This window comes from Arcanobacterium wilhelmae (assembly GCF_029632765.1).
GTDB lineage: Bacteria > Actinomycetota > Actinomycetes > Actinomycetales > Actinomycetaceae > Arcanobacterium > Arcanobacterium wilhelmae.
Window position 1 is genome coordinate 990,679 of sequence record NZ_CP121247.1, and the last position, 18,384, is coordinate 1,009,062.

General features: G+C 59.6%; 19 protein-coding genes and 2 tRNA genes. 17 read left to right on the top strand and 4 right to left on the bottom strand.

Annotation, left to right across the window (positions count from 1 at the left end; all coding sequences use genetic code 11):
• Window positions 1–27: 27 nt before the first annotated feature.
• Window positions 28–501 carry a pyrophosphohydrolase domain-containing protein gene (locus P8A24_RS04400; protein WP_370870574.1) on the bottom strand — a complete coding sequence of 158 codons (474 nt, stop codon included), beginning with the start codon at window positions 499–501 and terminating at the stop codon, window positions 28–30.
• Between the two features lie 264 nt (window positions 502–765).
• Between P8A24_RS04400 and P8A24_RS04405 the strand changes: the two genes are divergently transcribed.
• The 5 genes from P8A24_RS04405 to P8A24_RS04425 all read left to right on the top strand — a co-directional run bounded on the left by P8A24_RS04405 (window position 766) and on the right by P8A24_RS04425 (window position 4,571).
• Window positions 766–851, top strand: a tRNA-Leu gene (locus tag P8A24_RS04405).
• A 65-nt stretch (window positions 852–916) separates the two neighbouring features.
• Entirely contained in the window at window positions 917–1,642 is a 726-nt protein-coding gene (locus P8A24_RS04410) for a glutamine amidotransferase-related protein (RefSeq protein ID WP_278060121.1), read from the top strand.
• Window positions 1,642–2,790, top strand: coding sequence for a glutamate--cysteine ligase (locus P8A24_RS04415; protein ID WP_278060123.1), 1,149 nt, complete (start codon window positions 1,642–1,644; stop codon window positions 2,788–2,790). Before P8A24_RS04410 ends, P8A24_RS04415 begins: the two co-directional genes overlap by 1 nt.
• Window positions 2,791–2,804: 14 nt before the next feature.
• A complete protein-coding gene (locus P8A24_RS04420; RefSeq protein WP_278060125.1) occupies window positions 2,805–4,103 on the top strand; it encodes a M20/M25/M40 family metallo-hydrolase in 1,299 nt (432 codons plus the stop codon).
• Window positions 4,104–4,142: 39 nt separating this feature from the next.
• Window positions 4,143–4,571: a hypothetical protein gene (locus P8A24_RS04425; protein ID WP_278060126.1), complete on the top strand. Its 429-nt coding sequence runs from the start codon at window positions 4,143–4,145 to the stop codon at window positions 4,569–4,571.
• Here P8A24_RS04425 and P8A24_RS04430 read toward each other — a convergent pair.
• Window positions 4,568–5,491, bottom strand: coding sequence for an aldo/keto reductase (locus P8A24_RS04430; protein WP_278060127.1), 924 nt, complete (start codon window positions 5,489–5,491; stop codon window positions 4,568–4,570). The two genes, P8A24_RS04425 and P8A24_RS04430, sit on opposite strands and share 4 nt — an antisense overlap.
• A 50-nt stretch (window positions 5,492–5,541) precedes the next feature.
• Between P8A24_RS04430 and P8A24_RS04435 the strand changes: the two genes are divergently transcribed.
• The gene (locus tag P8A24_RS04435) at window positions 5,542–6,390 is read left to right on the top strand and encodes an undecaprenyl-diphosphate phosphatase (protein WP_278060128.1); all 849 of its coding nucleotides are present in this window, start codon (window positions 5,542–5,544) and stop codon (window positions 6,388–6,390) included.
• A 6-nt stretch (window positions 6,391–6,396) separates the two neighbouring features.
• A complete protein-coding gene (locus P8A24_RS04440; RefSeq protein WP_278060129.1) occupies window positions 6,397–7,065 on the top strand; it encodes an HAD family hydrolase in 669 nt (222 codons plus the stop codon).
• Here the strand turns inward: P8A24_RS04440 and P8A24_RS04445 are convergent.
• Entirely contained in the window at window positions 7,040–7,864 is an 825-nt protein-coding gene (locus P8A24_RS04445; protein ID WP_278060131.1) for a RecB family exonuclease, read from the bottom strand. The genes P8A24_RS04440 and P8A24_RS04445 overlap by 26 nt on opposite strands.
• 104 nt (window positions 7,865–7,968) lie before the next feature.
• Between P8A24_RS04445 and P8A24_RS04450 the strand changes: the two genes are divergently transcribed.
• From P8A24_RS04450 to P8A24_RS04495, 10 genes are all read left to right on the top strand, one after another.
• Window positions 7,969–9,078: a tRNA (adenine-N1)-methyltransferase gene (locus P8A24_RS04450; protein WP_278060133.1), complete on the top strand. Its 1,110-nt coding sequence runs from the start codon at window positions 7,969–7,971 to the stop codon at window positions 9,076–9,078.
• Window positions 9,071–10,762, top strand: coding sequence for a proteasome ATPase (gene arc / locus P8A24_RS04455; protein WP_278060134.1), 1,692 nt, complete (start codon window positions 9,071–9,073; stop codon window positions 10,760–10,762). Before P8A24_RS04450 ends, arc begins: the two co-directional genes overlap by 8 nt.
• Window positions 10,759–12,342, top strand: coding sequence for a depupylase/deamidase Dop (gene dop / locus P8A24_RS04460; RefSeq protein WP_278060136.1), 1,584 nt, complete (start codon window positions 10,759–10,761; stop codon window positions 12,340–12,342). The genes arc and dop overlap by 4 nt, the downstream gene beginning before the upstream one ends.
• Before the next feature lie 8 nt (window positions 12,343–12,350).
• Window positions 12,351–12,521: a ubiquitin-like protein Pup gene (locus P8A24_RS04465; protein WP_278060138.1), complete on the top strand. Its 171-nt coding sequence runs from the start codon at window positions 12,351–12,353 to the stop codon at window positions 12,519–12,521.
• A complete protein-coding gene (gene pafA, locus P8A24_RS04470; protein ID WP_278060140.1) occupies window positions 12,518–13,891 on the top strand; it encodes a Pup--protein ligase in 1,374 nt (457 codons plus the stop codon). Before P8A24_RS04465 ends, pafA begins: the two co-directional genes overlap by 4 nt.
• Entirely contained in the window at window positions 13,888–14,733 is an 846-nt protein-coding gene (locus P8A24_RS04475; protein ID WP_278060142.1) for an FKBP-type peptidyl-prolyl cis-trans isomerase, read from the top strand. Before pafA ends, P8A24_RS04475 begins: the two co-directional genes overlap by 4 nt.
• A gap of 12 nt (window positions 14,734–14,745) precedes the next feature.
• Window positions 14,746–15,678 carry a prolipoprotein diacylglyceryl transferase gene (gene lgt, locus P8A24_RS04480; protein ID WP_278060144.1) on the top strand — a complete coding sequence of 311 codons (933 nt, stop codon included), beginning with the start codon at window positions 14,746–14,748 and terminating at the stop codon, window positions 15,676–15,678.
• A 10-nt stretch (window positions 15,679–15,688) separates the two neighbouring features.
• Entirely contained in the window at window positions 15,689–17,113 is a 1,425-nt protein-coding gene (gene pyk / locus P8A24_RS04485) for a pyruvate kinase (RefSeq protein ID WP_278060146.1), read from the top strand.
• 46 nt (window positions 17,114–17,159) lie between these two features.
• A tRNA-Leu gene (locus P8A24_RS04490) sits at window positions 17,160–17,242 on the top strand.
• Window positions 17,243–17,396: 154 nt separating this feature from the next.
• Entirely contained in the window at window positions 17,397–17,954 is a 558-nt protein-coding gene (locus P8A24_RS04495; RefSeq protein WP_278060202.1) for an ANTAR domain-containing response regulator, read from the top strand.
• A gap of 51 nt (window positions 17,955–18,005) precedes the next feature.
• Here the strand turns inward: P8A24_RS04495 and P8A24_RS04500 are convergent, their stop codons facing one another.
• Window positions 18,006–18,371 carry a PaaI family thioesterase gene (locus P8A24_RS04500; protein ID WP_278057384.1) on the bottom strand — a complete coding sequence of 122 codons (366 nt, stop codon included), beginning with the start codon at window positions 18,369–18,371 and terminating at the stop codon, window positions 18,006–18,008.
• Window positions 18,372–18,384 lie beyond the last annotated feature (13 nt).

Consider the following 18,384-nt stretch of genomic DNA (forward strand, 5'->3'; position numbering starts at 1 on the left):
GCTGGCACTGGGGCGTCGCAACGTTACCTATTCGTCTATCTTTTTGTGACAACCGAGCACCTTCGCCAAATCAGGATCGTGGAAGTTCGGGCCTTTCAGTACTTTGCCATCCTCACGGTAGATGGGCGCTCCGTCAGCGCCGAGCTTTGACAGGTTCGAATCCTGAATTTCTGCAAGAACATCGGCCATTGGAATGCCCGTCTCCAGTGCCATGCCGTAGATCACGTACACCAGGTCACCGAGTGCGTCAGCTGTCGCGACGGTGTCGCGGTTGCCGTCGTCGGCGCCAACCGCTTGCTCGAATGCGTCAGTGACGATCGCTGATGCGGCCTCTCCGTACACCGCGCCAACTAGTTCAGTGAATTCTTCAGCGATGAGCGACATCCTCATATGGACGCGTTCGCGATCGACGTTGGGGGAGTCGGAAACGATTGGGAGGTTGTAAACCTCATGGAATTGACGAACAAGTTCTTCTGGGCGGGATGAATCGAAAGTTGACATGCCCTCATCGTAGGCGACATTCCTGATACGCCGATGGGAATGCTCGCTATCCGAACGCCTTACCAGATTTCTGTGCGATTACTTCCATAATTGCGCTACCTCCGTTGAAGAGAGGAAGACACGAGTGAATTTTTGGCGTCCCTACGTGACTTTGCGCTAAAGCGGCGTTCATCACATCGAAAAACAGGGGATTCGATTTGGCACATCGTAAATCTGGTGGTAGATTTTTCTTCGTTGCCCGGGGTTAATAACTCCGAGTCACCTGCGCGGGTGGCGGAATAGGTAGACGCGCTAGCTTGAGGTGCTAGTCCACGTATTAGTGGGTGGGGGTTCAAGTCCCCCCTCGCGCACGGATGAGGGTCCTGATCACAATCAGGACCCTCTTTTGTACATGCAGACGACCCCAGGAGACGAGATGTCGCGTTTTGCTTTTCTGGTCAATCGCCCACCGTCGCCGATTGCCGACGATGAACTCGCGTCCGTGCGCCGAATGAGCGGCGCAACGATCATCCCAATTGAGATGGCAAGCGATCTGCCGAATCTTGATTCCTATGATGGTGTTTTCATCTCTGGTTCGCCGTTTAATTTCCTCTCCGCATCGAAGAGTCCGCTTCAAGAGCGTATCGAGGATAACATCGCTGTAATTTCAGATTTCCTGGTCGCGAATGACATTCCGACATTGGGTATCTGTTTCGGGATGCAGTGGTTGGGTCGCGTCCGCGGCGCGAGAACTACCGCCCGTTACCCGGAAAACATTTCGGCGCCTCACGTCGCGCTCACCGACGCCGGCCGCGCCGACCAGCTCTTTGGTCAGTTGCCGCCTACGTTCCGTGTGTATACCGGACATTCAGAGGCGCTAGAGTTGTCCGTGCCCGGAACGACGTTTGCCGATGCCGCAACGATTCTGGCGACGGGCAAAAATTGCCCTGTGCAAGCACTCCGGTTTGGTTCGAATGTGTACGGCGTGCAGTTCCACCCGGAGATCGACGAAGCCTCGTTGGAGCTTCGTATCTCGGTCTACGGCGGCACGTATTATGAAGCTGGGGAGGCTGCCCGCATCCACCGAAACACTTACGGCGTGGATGTTAGTGCCGGCGCTCGGATTATCGAATGTTTCGCACAAACATATGGGAGGGCCTGATGGAATTTGCTCAGTCGCCACGCTCAACTCTCGGCATCGAGTGGGAACTCCAATATATCGATGCCGATTCACATGCGTTGCGTCAGTGCGCTGATTCAGTGATGACGGCTCTGCGTGCGCTTGATACGGATACCTCGTCGATTCACCGCGAAATGCTCCTCAATACTGTGGAGTTTGTTTCGGAGCCTCATGAACATGTGCGTGATTGTGTGGAGGACATGGCGCGTTCGACGTCGGTGCTCGAGCCCGTCATTCACCCCATGCGCGTCCGGCTCGGCACAGCAGGAACACATCCGTTCTCGAACCCTGCAAGCCAGATCGTGACCGACTCCGAACGGTACGCCGAACTGGTCAACAGAACACAGTATTGGGGTCGGCAGATGCTCCTGTTCGGCACTCATGTGCATGTCGGTGTGGACAACCGCGCGAAGGTGTGGCCGCTGATCCGTGCGCTGCTGACTCGCGCCTACCATATCCAGGCTCTGACGTCGGCGTCGCCGATCTGGAACTCGGAGGTGACGGGATACGCCTCGAACCGGGCGATGGTGTTCCAGCAGCTCCCAACGGCAGGTATCCCGTACCAGTTCCTCACGTGGGAAGATTTTGAAAAGTACGTCGCCGGTATGGTCGCCACGGGCGTGATTGAGCAGGTCAATGAGGTGCGTTGGGATATCCGCCCGTCGCCTGCGAACGGCACGATCGAGCTGCGGATGTGTGATGCGGCAACGAACCGTGCGGAGCTCGGCATGGTCGCAGCGCTCGCCCAGTGCCTCGTGGAGTACTTCTCTCGGATGCTCGACGCCGGAGAGGAACTTCCCACGTTGCCGGATTGGTTCGTTCGTGAAAACAAGTGGCGAGCCTCGCGTTACGGTATGGATGCGATTCTGATTTCCGACGCCGGTGCGCGCGAGGAGCTCGTTGCACACGTGCTCGTGAGAATGGTTGACAAGCTTGCGCCGATCGCCGCGGAGCTTGGTTGTAGCCTCGAGCTTGAGTGGGTGGAGCGCATCATGGCGATTGGTGCGCCCTACCAACGGCAGATGGAAGTATTCCGCAGTACGGGTGGAGATTTCCGCGAGGTCGTGCGCTATATGCTCGCAGAGTTCGACGCAGGACATCCGATCGAAACCGAGGATTTTCTTTTGTGAGGGGAGCGATTGACATGCAGGGACCGAATGAGGCGCTCGGGATCGCGCGCAAGCTGATTCAGTTTGATACAACAAACCATGGCGGGCCGGGGGAGATCGAAACTCCGGCAGCTCACTACGTGATGGATCTGCTTCATGAAGTGGGGCTCGAGCCGCAATGGTTCGAGTCTGAGCCGGGCCGCCCGTCGGTCGTTGTTCGCATCCCGGGAAAAGTGCACGAAGGTGCGCTTGTGATCCACGGGCACCTCGACGTCGTGCCTGCAGTTGCCTCTGATTGGTCCGTGGATCCGTTTGGGGGTGTGATCAAGGACGGCTATCTGTGGGGCCGCGGCGCTGTGGATATGAAGAACATGGTGGCCATGATGCTGGCGGTGCTGCGAGATATTGCCCGCACGGGCTTCGTTCCTGCTCGCGATCTGATCTTCTGCTTCTTCGCGGACGAGGAACGCGGTGGGCATAAGGGCTCGATATGGCTCATCGAGCACCATCCGGAGGTTTTTGCCGGCGCAACTGACGCCATTTCCGAGGTGGGCGGATACAACACGTATGTGGCGGGCCGTCCGGTTTTCTTGTTACAGACAGCTGAGAAATCCTTGACGTGGTATCGACTTACTGCGCGAGGGAGAGCGGGGCACGGTTCACAAATGAACCGTCAAAATGCGGTGACCGCGTTGGCGACAGCTCTCTCGCGAATCGGCAACGAACAGTGGCCGCTGCAGCTGACGCCAACCGTCCGCACGCTCCTTGAGGGAGTGGCGCGCCTCAGCGGGGTTCCCTTTGATCCGAACGACACTGCGGGCCTCGAACGTTTGGTCGAGCAGCTCGGCCCCGCACAGACGTTCGTTGGTGCGACCTTGCGCACGGGTGCGAACCCGACCCAGTTGGATGCAGGGTATTTGGTGAACGTGATCCCGCAGACGGCGACGGGCGGACTTGACGTGCGCGCGATTCCAGGCACCGAGGAGGCTGTGAAGGAACGGATCCGCGAGCTCCTCGGGAGCGTCGAGGCGGAGTACCTCCACGATGACGACGGTATTGAAGCTCCGTTCCATACGCCGCTGGTTGATGCGATGATCCGCGCTGTTCAGGCCGAGGAGCCAGACGCGGTTGTTCTGCCGTACATGCTTTCTGCTGGTAGTGACAACAAGACACTATCGAAGCTCGGGATCCGCGGGTATGGGTTCGCACCGACTCGAGTCCCTGAGGGATTCGATTTTCCTGCGATGTTCCACGGGGTTGACGAGCGTATTCCGGTAGATTCCTTGCCGTGGGGAACCCGCGTTTTGCATCATTTTGTGTCCAATTTCGCCTAGTCTTTTTGCGCTTTGGCGCGAGGAGGGTAGGCTCAGGGTATGGCTATTGATCCTCAGACTGCGTTTGACCAGCTCCTCGATTCGCTCGAAGAGTTCCACGAGGCTGTGCTCTCGGCGTCCGATCCGGATGAGCCAGCGATCCTTACTGCAATGAACGCGTTGTCGGACGCGTACACGATTTACGACGATATGCTCTTCCGTCAGTTTGGCGTGGAGGGCCCGTTTGATACGTTCGACGAGGACGATTCCGATTTTGAGGAAGATTTCGACGACGAGGACCTTGACGACGATTCCGATTTTGAGGAAGACGACGAGGACGATTTCGACGACGAAGACGACGAAGACGACGATTCCGATTTCGACGACGACGATTCCGATTTCGACGACGACGAGGACGATTCCGACGACGAAGACCTTGACGACGAGGTCGACAACGAGGACTTTTTCGACGACGACGAGGAGCGCTAGCGAGAAACTTCCCCCAGCGCCTGCGCAACGGGTGCAGGGAGCGGGGAAAGATCGAGAGCTAACGCCTGGTCAAACTGCGAGGCAGTGCGCGCTCCAATGAAAACGGCGCCGATTTCGGGCCGCATCAAGCTCCATGCGAGCGCAACGTCTGCAGGAGTGCGTGCGAGGCCGTCAGCCGCGCGAGTTACTGCCTCGGTCAAGGAACGTTGCGAATCCGTCAGATGCTGCTCCACAGTCCACGCAAGGTGATCGGTAGCGGCTCGCGACGTCGGAGGGATGGTGTGCCGATATTTGCCAGTGAGCACACCTCCAGCAAGCGGAGCGTAGGCAAACATTCCCATCCCTGCGTGCGCAAGGAAAGCTGTGGCTTCCGCGCTCCGATCGAGGAGCGAGTACCGCGCACCAAGTGCCACGAGCGGAAAGAGCTGGTGGTCGGCAACATATTGCGCCGCCGTCGCGGCGAGCCACGTGGGAAAGTTTGCGAGTCCGATATAGTGCGTGAAACCGCCCCGAACGAGATCGGCTGCAGCGTGGAGCGTTTCTTCGATGGGAGTGAGCGGATCCGGGCCGGCGATCATGACGACGTCGGCATAGTCGGTCCCCATGCGTTCGAGCGAGGAACGAACGGACTGGATCAGGGACCGCCTTCCTGTGTTGATCCCTTCAGGAGTGATTCCCGCATGAAGGATGAGTGCGAGCTCTGCGCGTGGCGCGCCGGAGGCCAGAATGTCGCTCATCACGTCGAGCCCCGCGCCGTCGGAGTAGGCAGGGGAGAGGTCGATCGCGTTTCCTCCGGCCTCAAGCAGGGAAAACACCTGGGATTGGGCCTCTTCGCTTTCGGTGTCGCGGCCCCAGGTGAGGGTGCCGAGCCCGATTTGTCCGCATTCGAGGCCGCTTGAGCCGATTCGTTTGGTCTTCACAACATGTAAGCCTAGTCGATTCCGTCCACGTGGCGGGGTACTGTAGCGGCGTGGGTATTTTTGAAGCAATTATCCTTGGCATTGTCCAGGGTCTAACAGAGTTCCTTCCGATTTCGTCGTCGGCGCACCTGCGCATCGTCGGTGAACTGTTCCCGTCCCTCGGAGGCGACCCGGGTGTGACGTTTACCGCCGTGACACAGATCGGTACGGAAGCCGCCGTCGTCCTCTACTTCTGGAAAGATATTACGCGCATTATCGCGAAGTGGTTCCGCTCGTTGCCGTTCGGTGCGCCGGAGAACCGGCTGCCGACGTCGGACCCGGACGTGCGCATGGGCTGGATCGTTATTATCGGCACGTTGCCGATCGTGATCCTCGGCCTGCTTCTCGAAAAGTGGATCGATACGACCTTCCGTAACCTCTATATCACTGCTCTCATGCTTGCCCTCTTCGCTGTGTTCCTCGGGCTTGCCGATAAGCTCGGGCGCCGCACGATTCCGCTGGAGCGGATGAGTCTGCGCGACGGCGTGATCCTCGGTTTCGCCCAGTCGATGGCGTTGATCCCGGGTGTTTCGCGTTCGGGCGGCACGATCACTGTGGGTCTGGCTCTTGGCTATACTCGCGAGGCTGCGGCGAAGATTTCCTTCCTTTTGGCGGTTCCAGCGGTGCTTGGCTCGGGTTTCTACCGGCTTATCTCTGATAAGGGAACCAGCCCGGTGCAGGTGGGCGCGATGCCGACTCTCGTTGCGACGGTTGTTGCGTTCGTCGTCGGCTATGGCGTGATCGTGTGGTTCTTGAAGCTCGTCCAGACGAAGTCGTATGCGGGCTTCGTCGCCTACCGTCTGTTGCTCGCCGCGCTTGTGGTGGTGTTGCTCGCAGCCGGCACGATTAACGCGATCTGAGGCCGTATGCTTCCGAAAGCTTTCCTGTTCGATATGGACGGCACCCTCACCGATTCCGAAAAACTCTGGTTCGACGCCGAAGTGGAGGTGCTCTCCCGCTACGGCATCCCGTGGGTCGAGGGAGACCAATACGACGTCGTTGGCATGTCGCTGACGAACGCTGGCCAGTACTTCGTCGATCGTTTCGGTTTCGACCACACAGCCGACGAGTTCGGGCATATGATCCTCGACGCCGTCGTGGAGATTGGCAAGCACGAGGGGCTGGAGTGGCGTGAGGGAGCCCGCGAACTGCTTTCCGCAGCGCACGAGTGGGGGATTCCCTGTGCTCTGGTGACCTCCTCCTATCGGAAGTTCACCCAGCTCACGCTGGACGCGCTACCGGAGGGCACGTTTCACGCCGTCGTGACGGGCGATATGCTCACCCGCGGCAAGCCTGATCCGGAGCCATACCTGATGGCGGCGCAGTTGCTCGGCGTTGAGCCGGCGCAGTGCATGGCCTTCGAGGATTCGGTTCCGGGTGTCACCTCAGCACACGCCTCCGGTGCGTTGACCGTGGGCATCCCCTTCGGCGTCGAGATTCCACAGTTGCCAGGGATGGTGACAGTGCCCTCACTCGCCGAACTGAGCCGGGAGCGAGTCGAGGAACTGTTCAGCGAGTGGGACGCTCGGCAGTAAGGAGTGCAGTGACGCCGTCGGCACTGATCTCAGGTGCAGTTCCTCCGAACGCGGGGCAGATTTCCTTGAAGTGGCACCAGTTGCACAGCGGGCCGGTTTGCGGCTGGAAGCCGGTGTCGATTGCCCCACGAATCGCAGACCAGATCGACTCGAGTTCGGCGGTGGTGGCGTCGACGTCGGCAGGAACCGGATCGTAGGTGAGGGTCCGTCCGTCTTTCAAATAGAGCAACTGGGTGCGCGCAGGCAAGACATTCTCCGAGTAGTAGAGCGCGGTGGCATAGAAGCGCATCTGGAAAATCGCACCGTCCTGGAACCGGGGGCTCGGTGATTTCCCGGTCTTGTAATCTACGACTCGCAGCTGGCCCTGGGGGGATTTATCGAGGCGATCGACGATGCCACGGATCGCGAGACCAGATGGCAGTGTGGCGTTGACAAACTGCTCGCGCCCTGCGGGTTCCAGATAGCTCGGGTTCTCGAGCGCGAAGTACTGAGAAATCAAAGGACGCGCGGATTCGAGCCATTCTGCGCGCTCCTGCGGGGAGTTGAAGAGATCGGCGTCGGCAGGCGTCTTGTCCAGGTGCGCCTCCCACATCGGGTGGAGAAGGGCTTGCGCCGTTGATTCTGTACGCTCGGGGGCCGGGTGGTCGAACAAGTGCTCGAGGACCGAGTGGACGATCGTTCCGCGCAGGGCCGCCGTCGACGGCGGTTCAGGAAGCTTGTCGATCACACGGAAACGGAACTTGAGCGGACACGAACGAAAATCGGAAGCTCGTGATGGCGACAGGGCAGCATGTTTCATGCACTCCACGCTACTACGTTGTGGTCCATTCGCCCGCCGGTTATCCACAGTGGCCCTCAACACGCGCGAGCGCGCGTGTGGGCCCAGCCCAGTAGACTGGAGCTGTGAATAATTACCTGCATCCTCTTGGTCCTGCCCGCCGTCGTGGCCCATTCCGTGCCGGTGAGCGTGTTCAGCTCACCGACGTGAAGGGGAAGAAGTACACCGTCACTTTGATGCATGGCGGCTATTTCCAGTCCCAGCGCGGCTCGTTCAAGCACGACGATCTGATTGGCAAAGACGAGGGCACCGTCTTTGACGCCGATGGGCACCAGTTGATGGCGCTTCGCCCGTTGATGAGTGACTATGTGCTCTCGATGCCGCGGGGAGCTGCCGTGATCTACCCGAAAGATTCGGCGCAGATCGTTGCAATGGCCGATATTTTCCCGGGTGCGAAGGTTGTCGAGGCCGGTGTCGGCTCGGGCGCACTCACACTGTCGTTGCTCGCTGCGATCGGCCCTGAGGGCCATTTGACCTCGGTGGAGCGCCGCGAAGAGTTCGCGGAAATCGCTATTGCGAATGTCGAATCCTGGTATGGGCCGCAGATGCCGGCCTGGGATGTGCTGATCGGCTCGGTGAGCGATCACCTCGAGGAGACAACCGGTGTGGACGCCGTCCTGCTCGATATGCTCGCTCCCTGGGAAAACATCGAACCTGCGGCGCACGCGCTTCGCCCAGGCGGAGTGATCCTCGCCTACGTGGCCACCACTACCCAGATGTCACGCTTCGTGGAGACTCTGCGCGAAAGCCAGTGCTTCACCGAGCCGGAGGCCTCGGAAACGCTTCAGCGAACCTGGCACTTGAATGGCCTGGCGGTTCGTCCGGACCATCGAATGGTGGCACACACGGGATTCCTGATCGTTGCCCGTCGAATCGCGCCCGGCTCGCAGCCGCTCGAAAAGAAGATGCGCCCGGCGCCCGGCGCCCACAACGAGGCACCCGAGTGGAGCGCCGAAGATTTCGAGGAGCGCACAATTTCGGAGAAGAAGCTCCGCAAGGTTCGCCGTGATGTTGCGCGCCGTGCCGACATCGAGGCATCGGGGACTGCCGAGGCAGGCCCCGCACAAGCGGCGATGGACGAGAAAATCACGGCAGAGGGAGCCGCGAAGGCAGAGGCAAACTTGCACGCGATTCGCGCTCGCCGTGTTGCACGAAAGGCACAGCGCGATGAGTGAACCGACGCTCATGGATCAGTTCCTCGAGGTTCAGCGCAAGAACGATCGTCTCTCGGCAGCGCTCAAGGATGCCCGCAATACGATCGCCCAATTGGGCGAGCAATTACAGGCGCTCACCCAGCCACCGGCGTCGTACGGAACCGTGCTCGAGATCGGCGCCGATCGTACCCTGGCCGTGATGAGCGCGGGCCGTAAGTTGCGCGTCGCGGTTGCCGCCGATGTCGATGTTGCTTCCCTCGTCGAAGGCCAGGAAGTGCTACTCAACTCCGGCAACGTGGTTGTGGCTGCGCAACGCTTTGAGAGTGCCGGCGAGCTCGCGACGATCGAACTCGTGGCTGGCGATCGCGCACTTGTGCGCCTGGGCGATGCCTCGAAGCGCTTGTTCCACCTCACCAAGCGCACCGACGCCGGAGAGTTTCGCAGCGGTGATCTCGTGCTCGTTGATGCGAAAAACGGCTTCGTGCTTGAGCATGTAGAGCGCCCCGACGTCGAGCACCTGCTCTTGGAAGAAATCCCCGACGTGTCGTATTCGGACATCGGTGGCCTTGGCCCGCAGATCGAGGCAATTCAAGACACAGTGGAATTGCCGTTCGAGCAGCCGCAACTCTACCGGGAGCATGGCCTCAAGCCTCCAAAGGGTGTGTTGCTCTACGGCCCTCCAGGATGTGGAAAGACCCTCATCGCGAAGGCGGTTGCTACCTCACTGTCGCACAAGCTCTCGTCCTCGAGCTCTGGGCGTTCCTACTTCATTAACATCAAAGGCCCGCAGCTTCTCGATAAGTACGTGGGTGAAACTGAACGTCAAATCCGCGAAATCTTCTCGCGTGCTCGCGACCGCGCCGCAGGAGGCGTTCCGGTCGTCATTTTCTTCGATGAAATGGAGGCATTGTTCCGCACCCGTGGAAGCGGAGTCTCCTCCGACGTCGAAACCACCGTCGTCCCGCAATTGCTCGCGGAAATTGATGGCGTAGAAAAGCTCGACAACGTGATTGTCATTGGCGCCTCAAACCGTGAAGATATGATCGATCCGGCGATTTTACGCGCGGGCCGCCTCGACGTGAAGATCCGCATCGAGCGCCCAAAATTCGCCGGCGCAATCGAGATCATGGAAAAGTACCTCACGCCCGATCTGCCGATCCACGAGGAAGAAATCGCGAGCGCAGGGTCTGCTCAGGCCGCCGTTCGCCATATGATTCGTGCGGGTGTTGAGGCGCTATTCGCGAAAACGCCTGAGAACGCGTTCGTTGAGGTGACCTATGCCGACGGTGAAAGCGAGATCCTCTACATTAGCGATTTCGTCTCAGGAGCGATGCTTGCCGAGATCGTCGACCGTGCGAAGAAAGGCGCCATCAAGGATTTGCTTGCTACAGGTGAGCGGGGAATTCGCACGCGGCATCTCATTGAGGCGACACGCGAGGTAGCACGGGAAGATGAATCTGTTGGCGCGATTCAAAGCCCCACCGAATGGGCACGGGTCAATGGGCGTAGCTCCGACCGTCGCATCACATACGTCAAGAAGCTCGGCGCAATGGGTCAAGCGCAGGGTGCCGACCCCGTTCCACATGGGATCCCCGACGTCGAAGCGCCACAGTCGGACACCGTCGTCGATCCCACAACAGTTCCAGCTCGTGGCCCCCGTGCCGTCACCGATTTCTCGCGAACTTTGAAGGAGGGCTTGCTGTGAGTGTCAAACGCATCATGGGAACGGAAACCGAGTTCGGAATCCTGAGCGTGAATGAACCCGCCGCGGATCCGGTGGATTTGTCAACCGAATTCGTTTCGGCTTATCTAGCTCAGGGAGCATCAGCGGGTCCACGTGGTGGAGTGATGTGGGACTATCAGGGTGAAGACCCGCTCAACGACGCCCGCGGATTCCGTTATGACCGCGCCGACGTCGATCCTTCGCTCCTGACTGATGATCCTGATTCTCCTGCACCATCGGGTCCGGGCCTGCAGTCGGTGCCCCGCCCGACGTCGGCCCAGCTTACGGCTCCTCGTGCGGCGAACGGCGTCCTGACAAACGGTGCCCGCTTGTACGTCGATCACGCCCACCCTGAATATTCCTCGCCTGAAACGGCAAACCCGCGCGAGGCTGTGTTGTGGGATCGGGCAGGAGAGCACATCGCCGTTGAGGCTCTCTCGCTCCTTGCGCATTCCGGGAAGAATTTCGCTATTTATAAGAACAACGTGGACGGCAAGGGTGCTGCCTATGGCAGCCATGAGAACTACGCGGTGTCGCGTAGCGTCGAATTTTCGGATATTGTCCGCTACCTCACGCCGTTCATGATCACGCGCCCCGTGATCTGCGGTGCAGGTCGTGTTGGCATCGGCCAGAAGTCGGAGTATCCGGGGTTCCAAATCTCGCAACGCGCCGACTATGTGGAGACGCCGGTGGGGATCGAAACCACCTTCAGGCGGCCCATTATCAACACTCGCGATGAGCCACACGCCGACCCTGCTCAGTTGCGTCGTCTGCACGTGATTGGGGGAGATGCGAACCTTTTCGATGTGTCGAACGTACTCAAGATCGGCACCACCTCGCTGGTGTTGTGGATGCTTGAACAGGACGCTGTGCCGCTCGCACTCGAATCGGTGGTGATGCACGATCCTGTGATCGCCACGTGGAATGTCTCCCACGACCTCACGCTTACCGAGCGCCTGGATCTCAACGAGGGAGAGATGACAGCGCTCGACATTCAAGAGATTTTCCTTGAGTCTGTGCGTGCGGCGGTTGATACCCACGGCGAGCCCGATTTCGATACTGCAGAGATTCTACAGTTGTGGCAGTGGACGATCGATACGCTCCGTCGTGACAAGTTCGATGCGGCGAGCTCCATCGAATGGGTCGGTAAACTCCGCCTGTTGGAACAGATGCGCGAGCGTGGGGGTTTGAGCTGGGATAACGATCGGCTCCGCGCACTGGATCTCCAGTGGCACGATCTGCGCCCCGAGCGCTCGATCGTTGCCAAGCTTGACGCAGCCGGCAAGGTACGCCGTCTGTTTACCCCATCTCAAGTCGCGTGGGCGGTGTCAAACGCCCCGCGCTCAACCCGGGCTTTCGTCCGTGGCGGCCTGGTCGAGAAGTTCGGGCCCGACGTCGTTGGTGCGAGTTGGTCGTCGGTGATTCTCGACGCCGGTGAGCCACAGTTAGTGCGTGTGCCGCTGCTCCATCCAAACCTTGGTACCGAGGCCCTCGTGGGGGATATCCTGGAGAAGTCGGCAACGGTCGCTGATTTCCTGTCGCAGGTCACGAAAGAGAAATGAGGAATCACATGTCGCAAGAATTTATTCGCCCGAACGCGGCGCAGGAAGAGAACGTTGTAACGCCGCTCGAACAACCGCAAGTGACCGACGTCGATTCTCTCCTCGATGATATTGATGCGATCCTTGAGGACAACGCGGCTTCCTTTGTTGCCGGATTTGTCCAGAAGGGCGGCCAGTGAACCGCCGAATCATCGGGATCGAGACTGAATATGGGATTACGGCGGCCGCGCTCAACTCTTCTGCCGCACCGGTCGAGGCTGAACAGGCGGCCGAGCTGCTGTTCCAACCCGTCGTCGAGACGAACGGGAGTACGAACGCTTTCCTGACGAACGGAGCCCGCCTCTACCTCGACATTGGTGCACACCCGGAGTACGCAACAGCCGAATGTGATTCTGTGCGCGATCTGTTGCTCAACGAACGCGCCGGCGATCTGATGCTTCGCGACCTTGCGCGCACCGCGAATGCGAAACTTGAGCAGGCGGGCGTGCCTTCGCGTATCCATCTGATGAAGAACAATCTTGATTCGGCAGGCAACTCCTTCGGATGCCACGAGAACTATCTGGTGCGGCGCCGGCCAGATTTCACCGAGCGCGTGGCGTGGTTGATCCCGTTCTTCACCACGCGCCAGATTTTGGTGGGCTCGGGCCATATTCGCCGTAGTGAAGCCGGCACGAGCTATGAGCTCTCCCAGCGTGCGGACCAGGTGTGGGATTCGATCTCGAACGCATCAACACGCTCGCGTCCCATGATCAACACCCGCGATGAGCCGCACGCGGACGTCGACCAGTATCGCCGGATGCACGTGATCGTGGGCGATACCAATATGCTCGAGCCGACGATGGTGCTCAAGGTTGCCGCAACTGAGGCGCTCCTGAACGTCGTCGAATCGGGAGTGCGCTTGCCGAGGCTTGAACTTGTGGATCCGCCCGCCGCATTGCGAACGATCTCGCGCGATCTTACTGGCACCGCCCCCGTACCGGTCACGGATGGCACGGCGATGAGCGCGCTCGATATCCAAACTCAGGTTCATGATTTCGTTCTCGGGCACTACGAGAAGGAAGGTTGGTTGACGGGTCTCGATCCGATCCGTGCCTACGGGCTCGATTTGTGGACACGCGGGCTGGACGCGTTGCGCGCCGGTACGATCGACACTCTGGCGAACGAGTTAGACTGGGTGGCAAAGAAGCGCCTCCTCGAGCGTTACTGTGATCGACTTGGAACCGATCTTTCCGACGTTCGCATTGCGCGCCTCGCGCTCGCCTGGCACGACATCACCGACGCCGGTCTCCTGTCCAAACTCGAAGACGCCGGTGCGGTTTCCACCCTGGTGCCTCGCTCCGACGTCGAGAGCGCACAGACGCTCGCCCCGCAAACTACTCGCGCCGCGCTCCGCGGTCGGTTCATCGAGGAGGCGTTGCGGCGCCGCCGCGGGTTCACTGCCGACTGGACTACGCTGCGCCTAGCCGACGCCGGGCAGACGGTTGCGCTGAAAGACCCGTTTGCGTCGGTTGACCCGCGCGTCGATGAGCTGATTGGGGAGATGTCGTGAAACGTGAGGTTTCTCGTTTCGTGCTCGCCGTCGTCGTGGGGGTTGGGCTGGGTCTGCTCTTTCCCTGGCGCATCTCGACGGCGGCCGAAATTACGGTCTCGGGGGAGCTTGGCGCTCCCGTCACTGTGGTCTCGACGGGCAATACACTCCCGGCGGATTTTTCGCGAACAGAACGGACAGGGGATGGTCGAGCGGTCACTGCGGGCGGTCAGGTCCTCTTCACAGCAACGTCGTTCGACCTAGCCTCAGGTGCTCTCACGGCGGCGCAGAACTCTGGACAAATCCAGGCCCTGCCGGCCACAAAAGAGGCGTTGGGGCAGCTGTATTCGTCGATCGTTGGCACGAAGGAGGGCTCGCGTGTTGTCACAACATTCACGCGCTCGGGGCGCACAGAGGTGGTAGTGATCGACGTTCTCCCGACTGTTGCGAGTGGCGAGCCCGCGGATGCTGGCGTTCTCGCTCAGCGTTTTACCTACGCTAACGACCGCGATGGTCGGCCGATCGCGAAGGGGAAGTCGGCTGCTGGCAACGACTTGGATATTCAAGTATTGCGCACTGGAAAAGGTGTTCAGGTGACAGGCTCCGATGTGGTCATCGGAAACTATCGCATGTTTGATCCGAACGGAAAAATAATTGAAGACACCTGGGCGACTGATGCGCCCGCGCGCGTGACGATGGCCGAGGTCTACCCCGGGCTCCACGATGGGCTACTGGACCAGCGTGTCGGTTCGAGGGTTGCGCTGACCATTCCTCCTCGTCTTGCTCAGGGCAAGGTGGCGGCGTTTGTCGTGTTCGATATTCTTGGGGTGTTGCACCCGCTCAGCGGTGAGACTGCAAAGTAAGAAGGAAGTATTATGAGCATTTTTGCGTCGATTCCCTCGCCCTCACAGGGCGTGTGGTATCTCGGCCCGCTCCCGATCCGAGCCTATGCGTTAGCGATTTTGACGGGAATCATCGTGGCGTACTGGCTGTCAAACCGCCGCTACATTCGCAAGGGCGGTGGCGAGGAAGTCACCATCGACGTGGTGGTGTGGATGGTGATCGTCGGTATTCTAGGCGCTCGCGTCTACCATCTGATGACCAGTCCTGATGCGTACTTCGGGGCGGGTGGCGACCCGTGGAAGGCTTTGCGGATCTGGGAAGGCGGGCTCGGTATCTGGGGTGCAGTTGTGGCGGGTGCGGGCGCAGCTTACGTCGCGCTTCATCGCCGAAACTTGCGGCTGGCTCCGTTCGCCGACGCCGTTGCGCCTGGTTTGGTTCTTGCGCAGGCGATCGGCCGGTGGGGGAATTACTTCAACCAGGAACTTTTCGGGCGCCCGACAACGTTGCCGTGGGGTCTGGAAATAGACGCGGCTCATCTTCCTGCTGGCTACGCGCCAGGGACGCTTTTCCATCCAACGTTCCTGTACGAGTCATTGTGGAACCTCGGGGTCTTTGCTCTGCTCCTGTTCGCGGAGAGGCGTTTCCGACTTCGTGGTGGACAGGTCTTCGTGCTGTACGTCATCGCGTATACGGCGGGCCGCGTGTGGATCGAGGCACTTCGCATCGATGAGGCGCATTTCTTCCTGGGCCTGCGCTTGAATGTATGGACGTCGATCATCGTTTTTGTTGCCGCCTGCGTCGCGTTTGCCCTGCTCACACGGCATCTGCGGGCGCATCCCGAGCTTGACGATATTGTGCTCGATCCTTCTCAGGACGCGCCGACCGCGCCCGGATATGTCAATATTTCGTTGAACGATGGCGAAGGTGGGACCGAGGACTCGGATACCGCCTCTCAAATCAGGTAAAGTAGGCACCATGCGTAGAGCTAAAATTGTTTGTACACTCGGCCCCGCAGTGGGTTCGAAAGAGAAAATCGTTGAGCTCGTCAAGGCGGGCATGAACGTGGCGCGTATCAACGCCTCCCACGGCTCTCACGAGGAGCACGAGGAGCGTATTGATTGGGTTCGCGAAGCAGCGAAGGAACTCGGTGTTCCGGTTGCTATTTTGTGCGATCTTCAGGGCCCGAAGATCCGCCTCGGCCGTTTTGCCGAAGGGCCAGTTCTCCTCGAGAATGGTGATATTTTCACGATCACCACAGAGGATGTTCCGGGCGATAAGGATCTCGTCTCCACCACGTTCAAGGGCCTTCCGGGCGATTGCAACCCCGGCGATCTCATCCTGATCGACGACGGCAAGGTCAAGGTCAAGGTTCTCGAGGTCAACGGCCCCCGAGTGAAGACCGAAGTTGTTGTCGGTGGCCCGGTTTCGAACAACAAGGGCGTGAACCTTCCAGGCGTTGCAGTGTCGGTTCCGGCCCTGTCGGAGAAGGATAAGGAAGATCTCGAGTGGGGTCTTGGCTACGGCTGTGATCTCGTGGCCCTGTCCTTCGTCCGCTCGGCTAAGGATGTCGACGATGTTCACGAGGTCATGGATCGCGTTGGGCGCAAGGTTCCGGTCATTGCAAAGATCGAGAAGCCACAGGCTGTGGACGCGCTCGAAGGCATCGTTCGCGCGTTTGATGGCATCATGGTTGCCCGTGGCGATCTCGGTGTGGAGCTCCCGCTGGAGCAGGTGCCGATCGTGCAGAAGCGCGCCGTGTCGCTTGCCCGCCGTCACTCCAAGCCGGTGATCGTCGCCACCCAGGTGCTGGAGTCGATGATTAACGCTCCAACCCCGACGCGTGCAGAAACCTCTGACTGTGCGAACGCCATTCTTGACGGCGCTGACGCCGTCATGCTGTCCGGCGAGGTTTCGGTTGGTAAGTACCCGATCGAGTGTGTGCGTACGATGGCCTCGATCGTGGAGTTCACCGAGGAGCATGGCCTTGAGCGCATTCCGAAGGTGGGCAACCTTCATCGTACGCGTAACGGCGTGATCACTCGCGCAGCCCTTGAGGTTGGTGAAGCTCTCGGTGTGAAGTACCTCGCAGTCTTCACCGCTTCCGGCCAGACTGCTCGTCGTATGTCCCGCCTTCGTGGTCGTATCCCGTTGCTGGTATTCACTCCTTCGGAAGAGATCCGGCAGCAGCTCGCTCTCACCTGGGGCGTGCAGACGTTTATGGTTCCGAACGTGGCCCATACGGACGACATGGTGGAGCAGGTGGACGAGGCTCTGCGCGAGAACAACATGGCTGTTGATGGCGATCAGGTCGTGATCGTCTCCGGTATGCCGCCGGGGCAGTCGGGCTCGACGAACTCGATCCGAGTTCACAAGGTGGGTGAACTTCTCATTCACCGATGAATTCGGGTATGGTGTACCGGTGGGCTTCGGCCCGCCGGTATGCATTGCTCCTGTGGTGGAATCGGTAGACACACCGCACTCAAAATGCGGCGCCCATAAAGCGTGAGGGTTCGAGTCCCTCCGGGAGCACTATTCGTTTGACAAGCGTCTGCAGCGAACACCGGTTTGCTACAGTCAGGTAAGCGAACCAAAGGAGGTGTCGTTTATGTCCCAGGCGGAAAATGTTCGGGACTTGGAGGTCGAGGTCATCCCCGACAACAACGATCCGTCGACGATCACCACGATGGTGGTCGAGGATGAAACTCTCATCCGTTTGGATATCGTTGAGACGCTGAAAGACGCCGGTTACGACGTCGTCGCCGAGGCTTCCAGCGGCGAAGAGGCGGTTGAGCTCGCCTCGGAGCTTGAGCCGCACTTGATCGTCATGGACGTGAAGATGAACGGCATGGACGGCATCACCGCCGCAGAGAAGATCCTCGCCGAGCACCAGTGCGCAGTGGTGATGCTCACCGCTTTCTCTCAGAAGGAACTCGTGAACCGCGCACGGGATGCTGGTGCGATGGCCTATGTTGTGAAGCCGTTCACACCCCAAGATCTTCTCCCGGCAGTCGAGATTGCGATCTCACGGCATCTCGAGATCGTCTCCTTGGAGAATGAGGTCGCCTCGCTTGCGGAGCAATTCGAGACGCGTAAGCGCGTGGATCGCGCAAAGGGGCTCCTGCAGGAGAAGATGGGTCTGACTGAGCCCGAAGCCTTCCGCTGGATTCAAAAGACATCTATGGATCGCCGTCTGACAATGCGCGAGGTTGCCGACGCTGTGCTGGACCAAGTCGGCAAGTAGTTTTTATGCTCTAGATAAGTGGCGATGGCACGCGGTGCCATCGCCACTTATCTATTTCGCAACGTAGACACATGTGAGTCGGCCTACCGCCGTCGTCACTCCGCCATCGTTGACGATCACAGAAACAACGCAATTTTTCTTTCCGCGGTGGAGCAATTCGGCGCGCGCCCGCACACGCCCTCCTCGAGCGCTTCCGACGTGCGAAACTGACAGCTCGGTACCAACCGGAACCGTGCCGTCGTCGCCAAGAGCAAGTGCCAGGCGCGAGCCCGCCTCTTCGATGAGCGCCGCGCTCGCCCCGCCGTGCAGGATTCCCACTACTTGCCGGTTTCCTTCGACAGGCATTTCCATCTCGACGAGCTGCGAGGATTCCGTAACAACACGGAAGCCGAGCTTTTCTCCAAGTTCAGTCAACATAGGCCTAGGATAC

Bases quoted from the DNA above. Each gene is read 5' to 3' on its own strand.
- P8A24_RS04400 (WP_370870574.1), bottom strand. From the start codon at position 501: ATGTCAACTTTCGATTCATCCCGCCCAGAAGAACTTGTTCGTCAATTC.
- P8A24_RS04410 (WP_278060121.1), top strand. From the start codon at position 917: ATGTCGCGTTTTGCTTTTCTGGTCAATCGCCCACCGTCGCCGATTGCC.
- P8A24_RS04415 (WP_278060123.1), top strand. From the start codon at position 1,642: ATGGAATTTGCTCAGTCGCCACGCTCAACTCTCGGCATCGAGTGGGAA.
- P8A24_RS04420 (WP_278060125.1), top strand. From the start codon at position 2,805: ATGCAGGGACCGAATGAGGCGCTCGGGATCGCGCGCAAGCTGATTCAG.
- P8A24_RS04425 (WP_278060126.1), top strand. From the start codon at position 4,143: ATGGCTATTGATCCTCAGACTGCGTTTGACCAGCTCCTCGATTCGCTC.
- P8A24_RS04440 (WP_278060129.1), top strand. From the start codon at position 6,397: ATGCTTCCGAAAGCTTTCCTGTTCGATATGGACGGCACCCTCACCGAT.
- P8A24_RS04445 (WP_278060131.1), bottom strand. From the start codon at position 7,864: ATGAAACATGCTGCCCTGTCGCCATCACGAGCTTCCGATTTTCGTTCG.
- arc (WP_278060134.1), top strand. From the start codon at position 9,071: ATGAGTGAACCGACGCTCATGGATCAGTTCCTCGAGGTTCAGCGCAAG.
- P8A24_RS04465 (WP_278060138.1), top strand. From the start codon at position 12,351: ATGTCGCAAGAATTTATTCGCCCGAACGCGGCGCAGGAAGAGAACGTT.
- lgt (WP_278060144.1), top strand. From the start codon at position 14,746: ATGAGCATTTTTGCGTCGATTCCCTCGCCCTCACAGGGCGTGTGGTAT.
- pyk (WP_278060146.1), top strand. From the start codon at position 15,689: ATGCGTAGAGCTAAAATTGTTTGTACACTCGGCCCCGCAGTGGGTTCG.
- P8A24_RS04495 (WP_278060202.1), top strand. From the start codon at position 17,397: ATGGTGGTCGAGGATGAAACTCTCATCCGTTTGGATATCGTTGAGACG.
- P8A24_RS04500 (WP_278057384.1), bottom strand. From the start codon at position 18,371: ATGTTGACTGAACTTGGAGAAAAGCTCGGCTTCCGTGTTGTTACGGAA.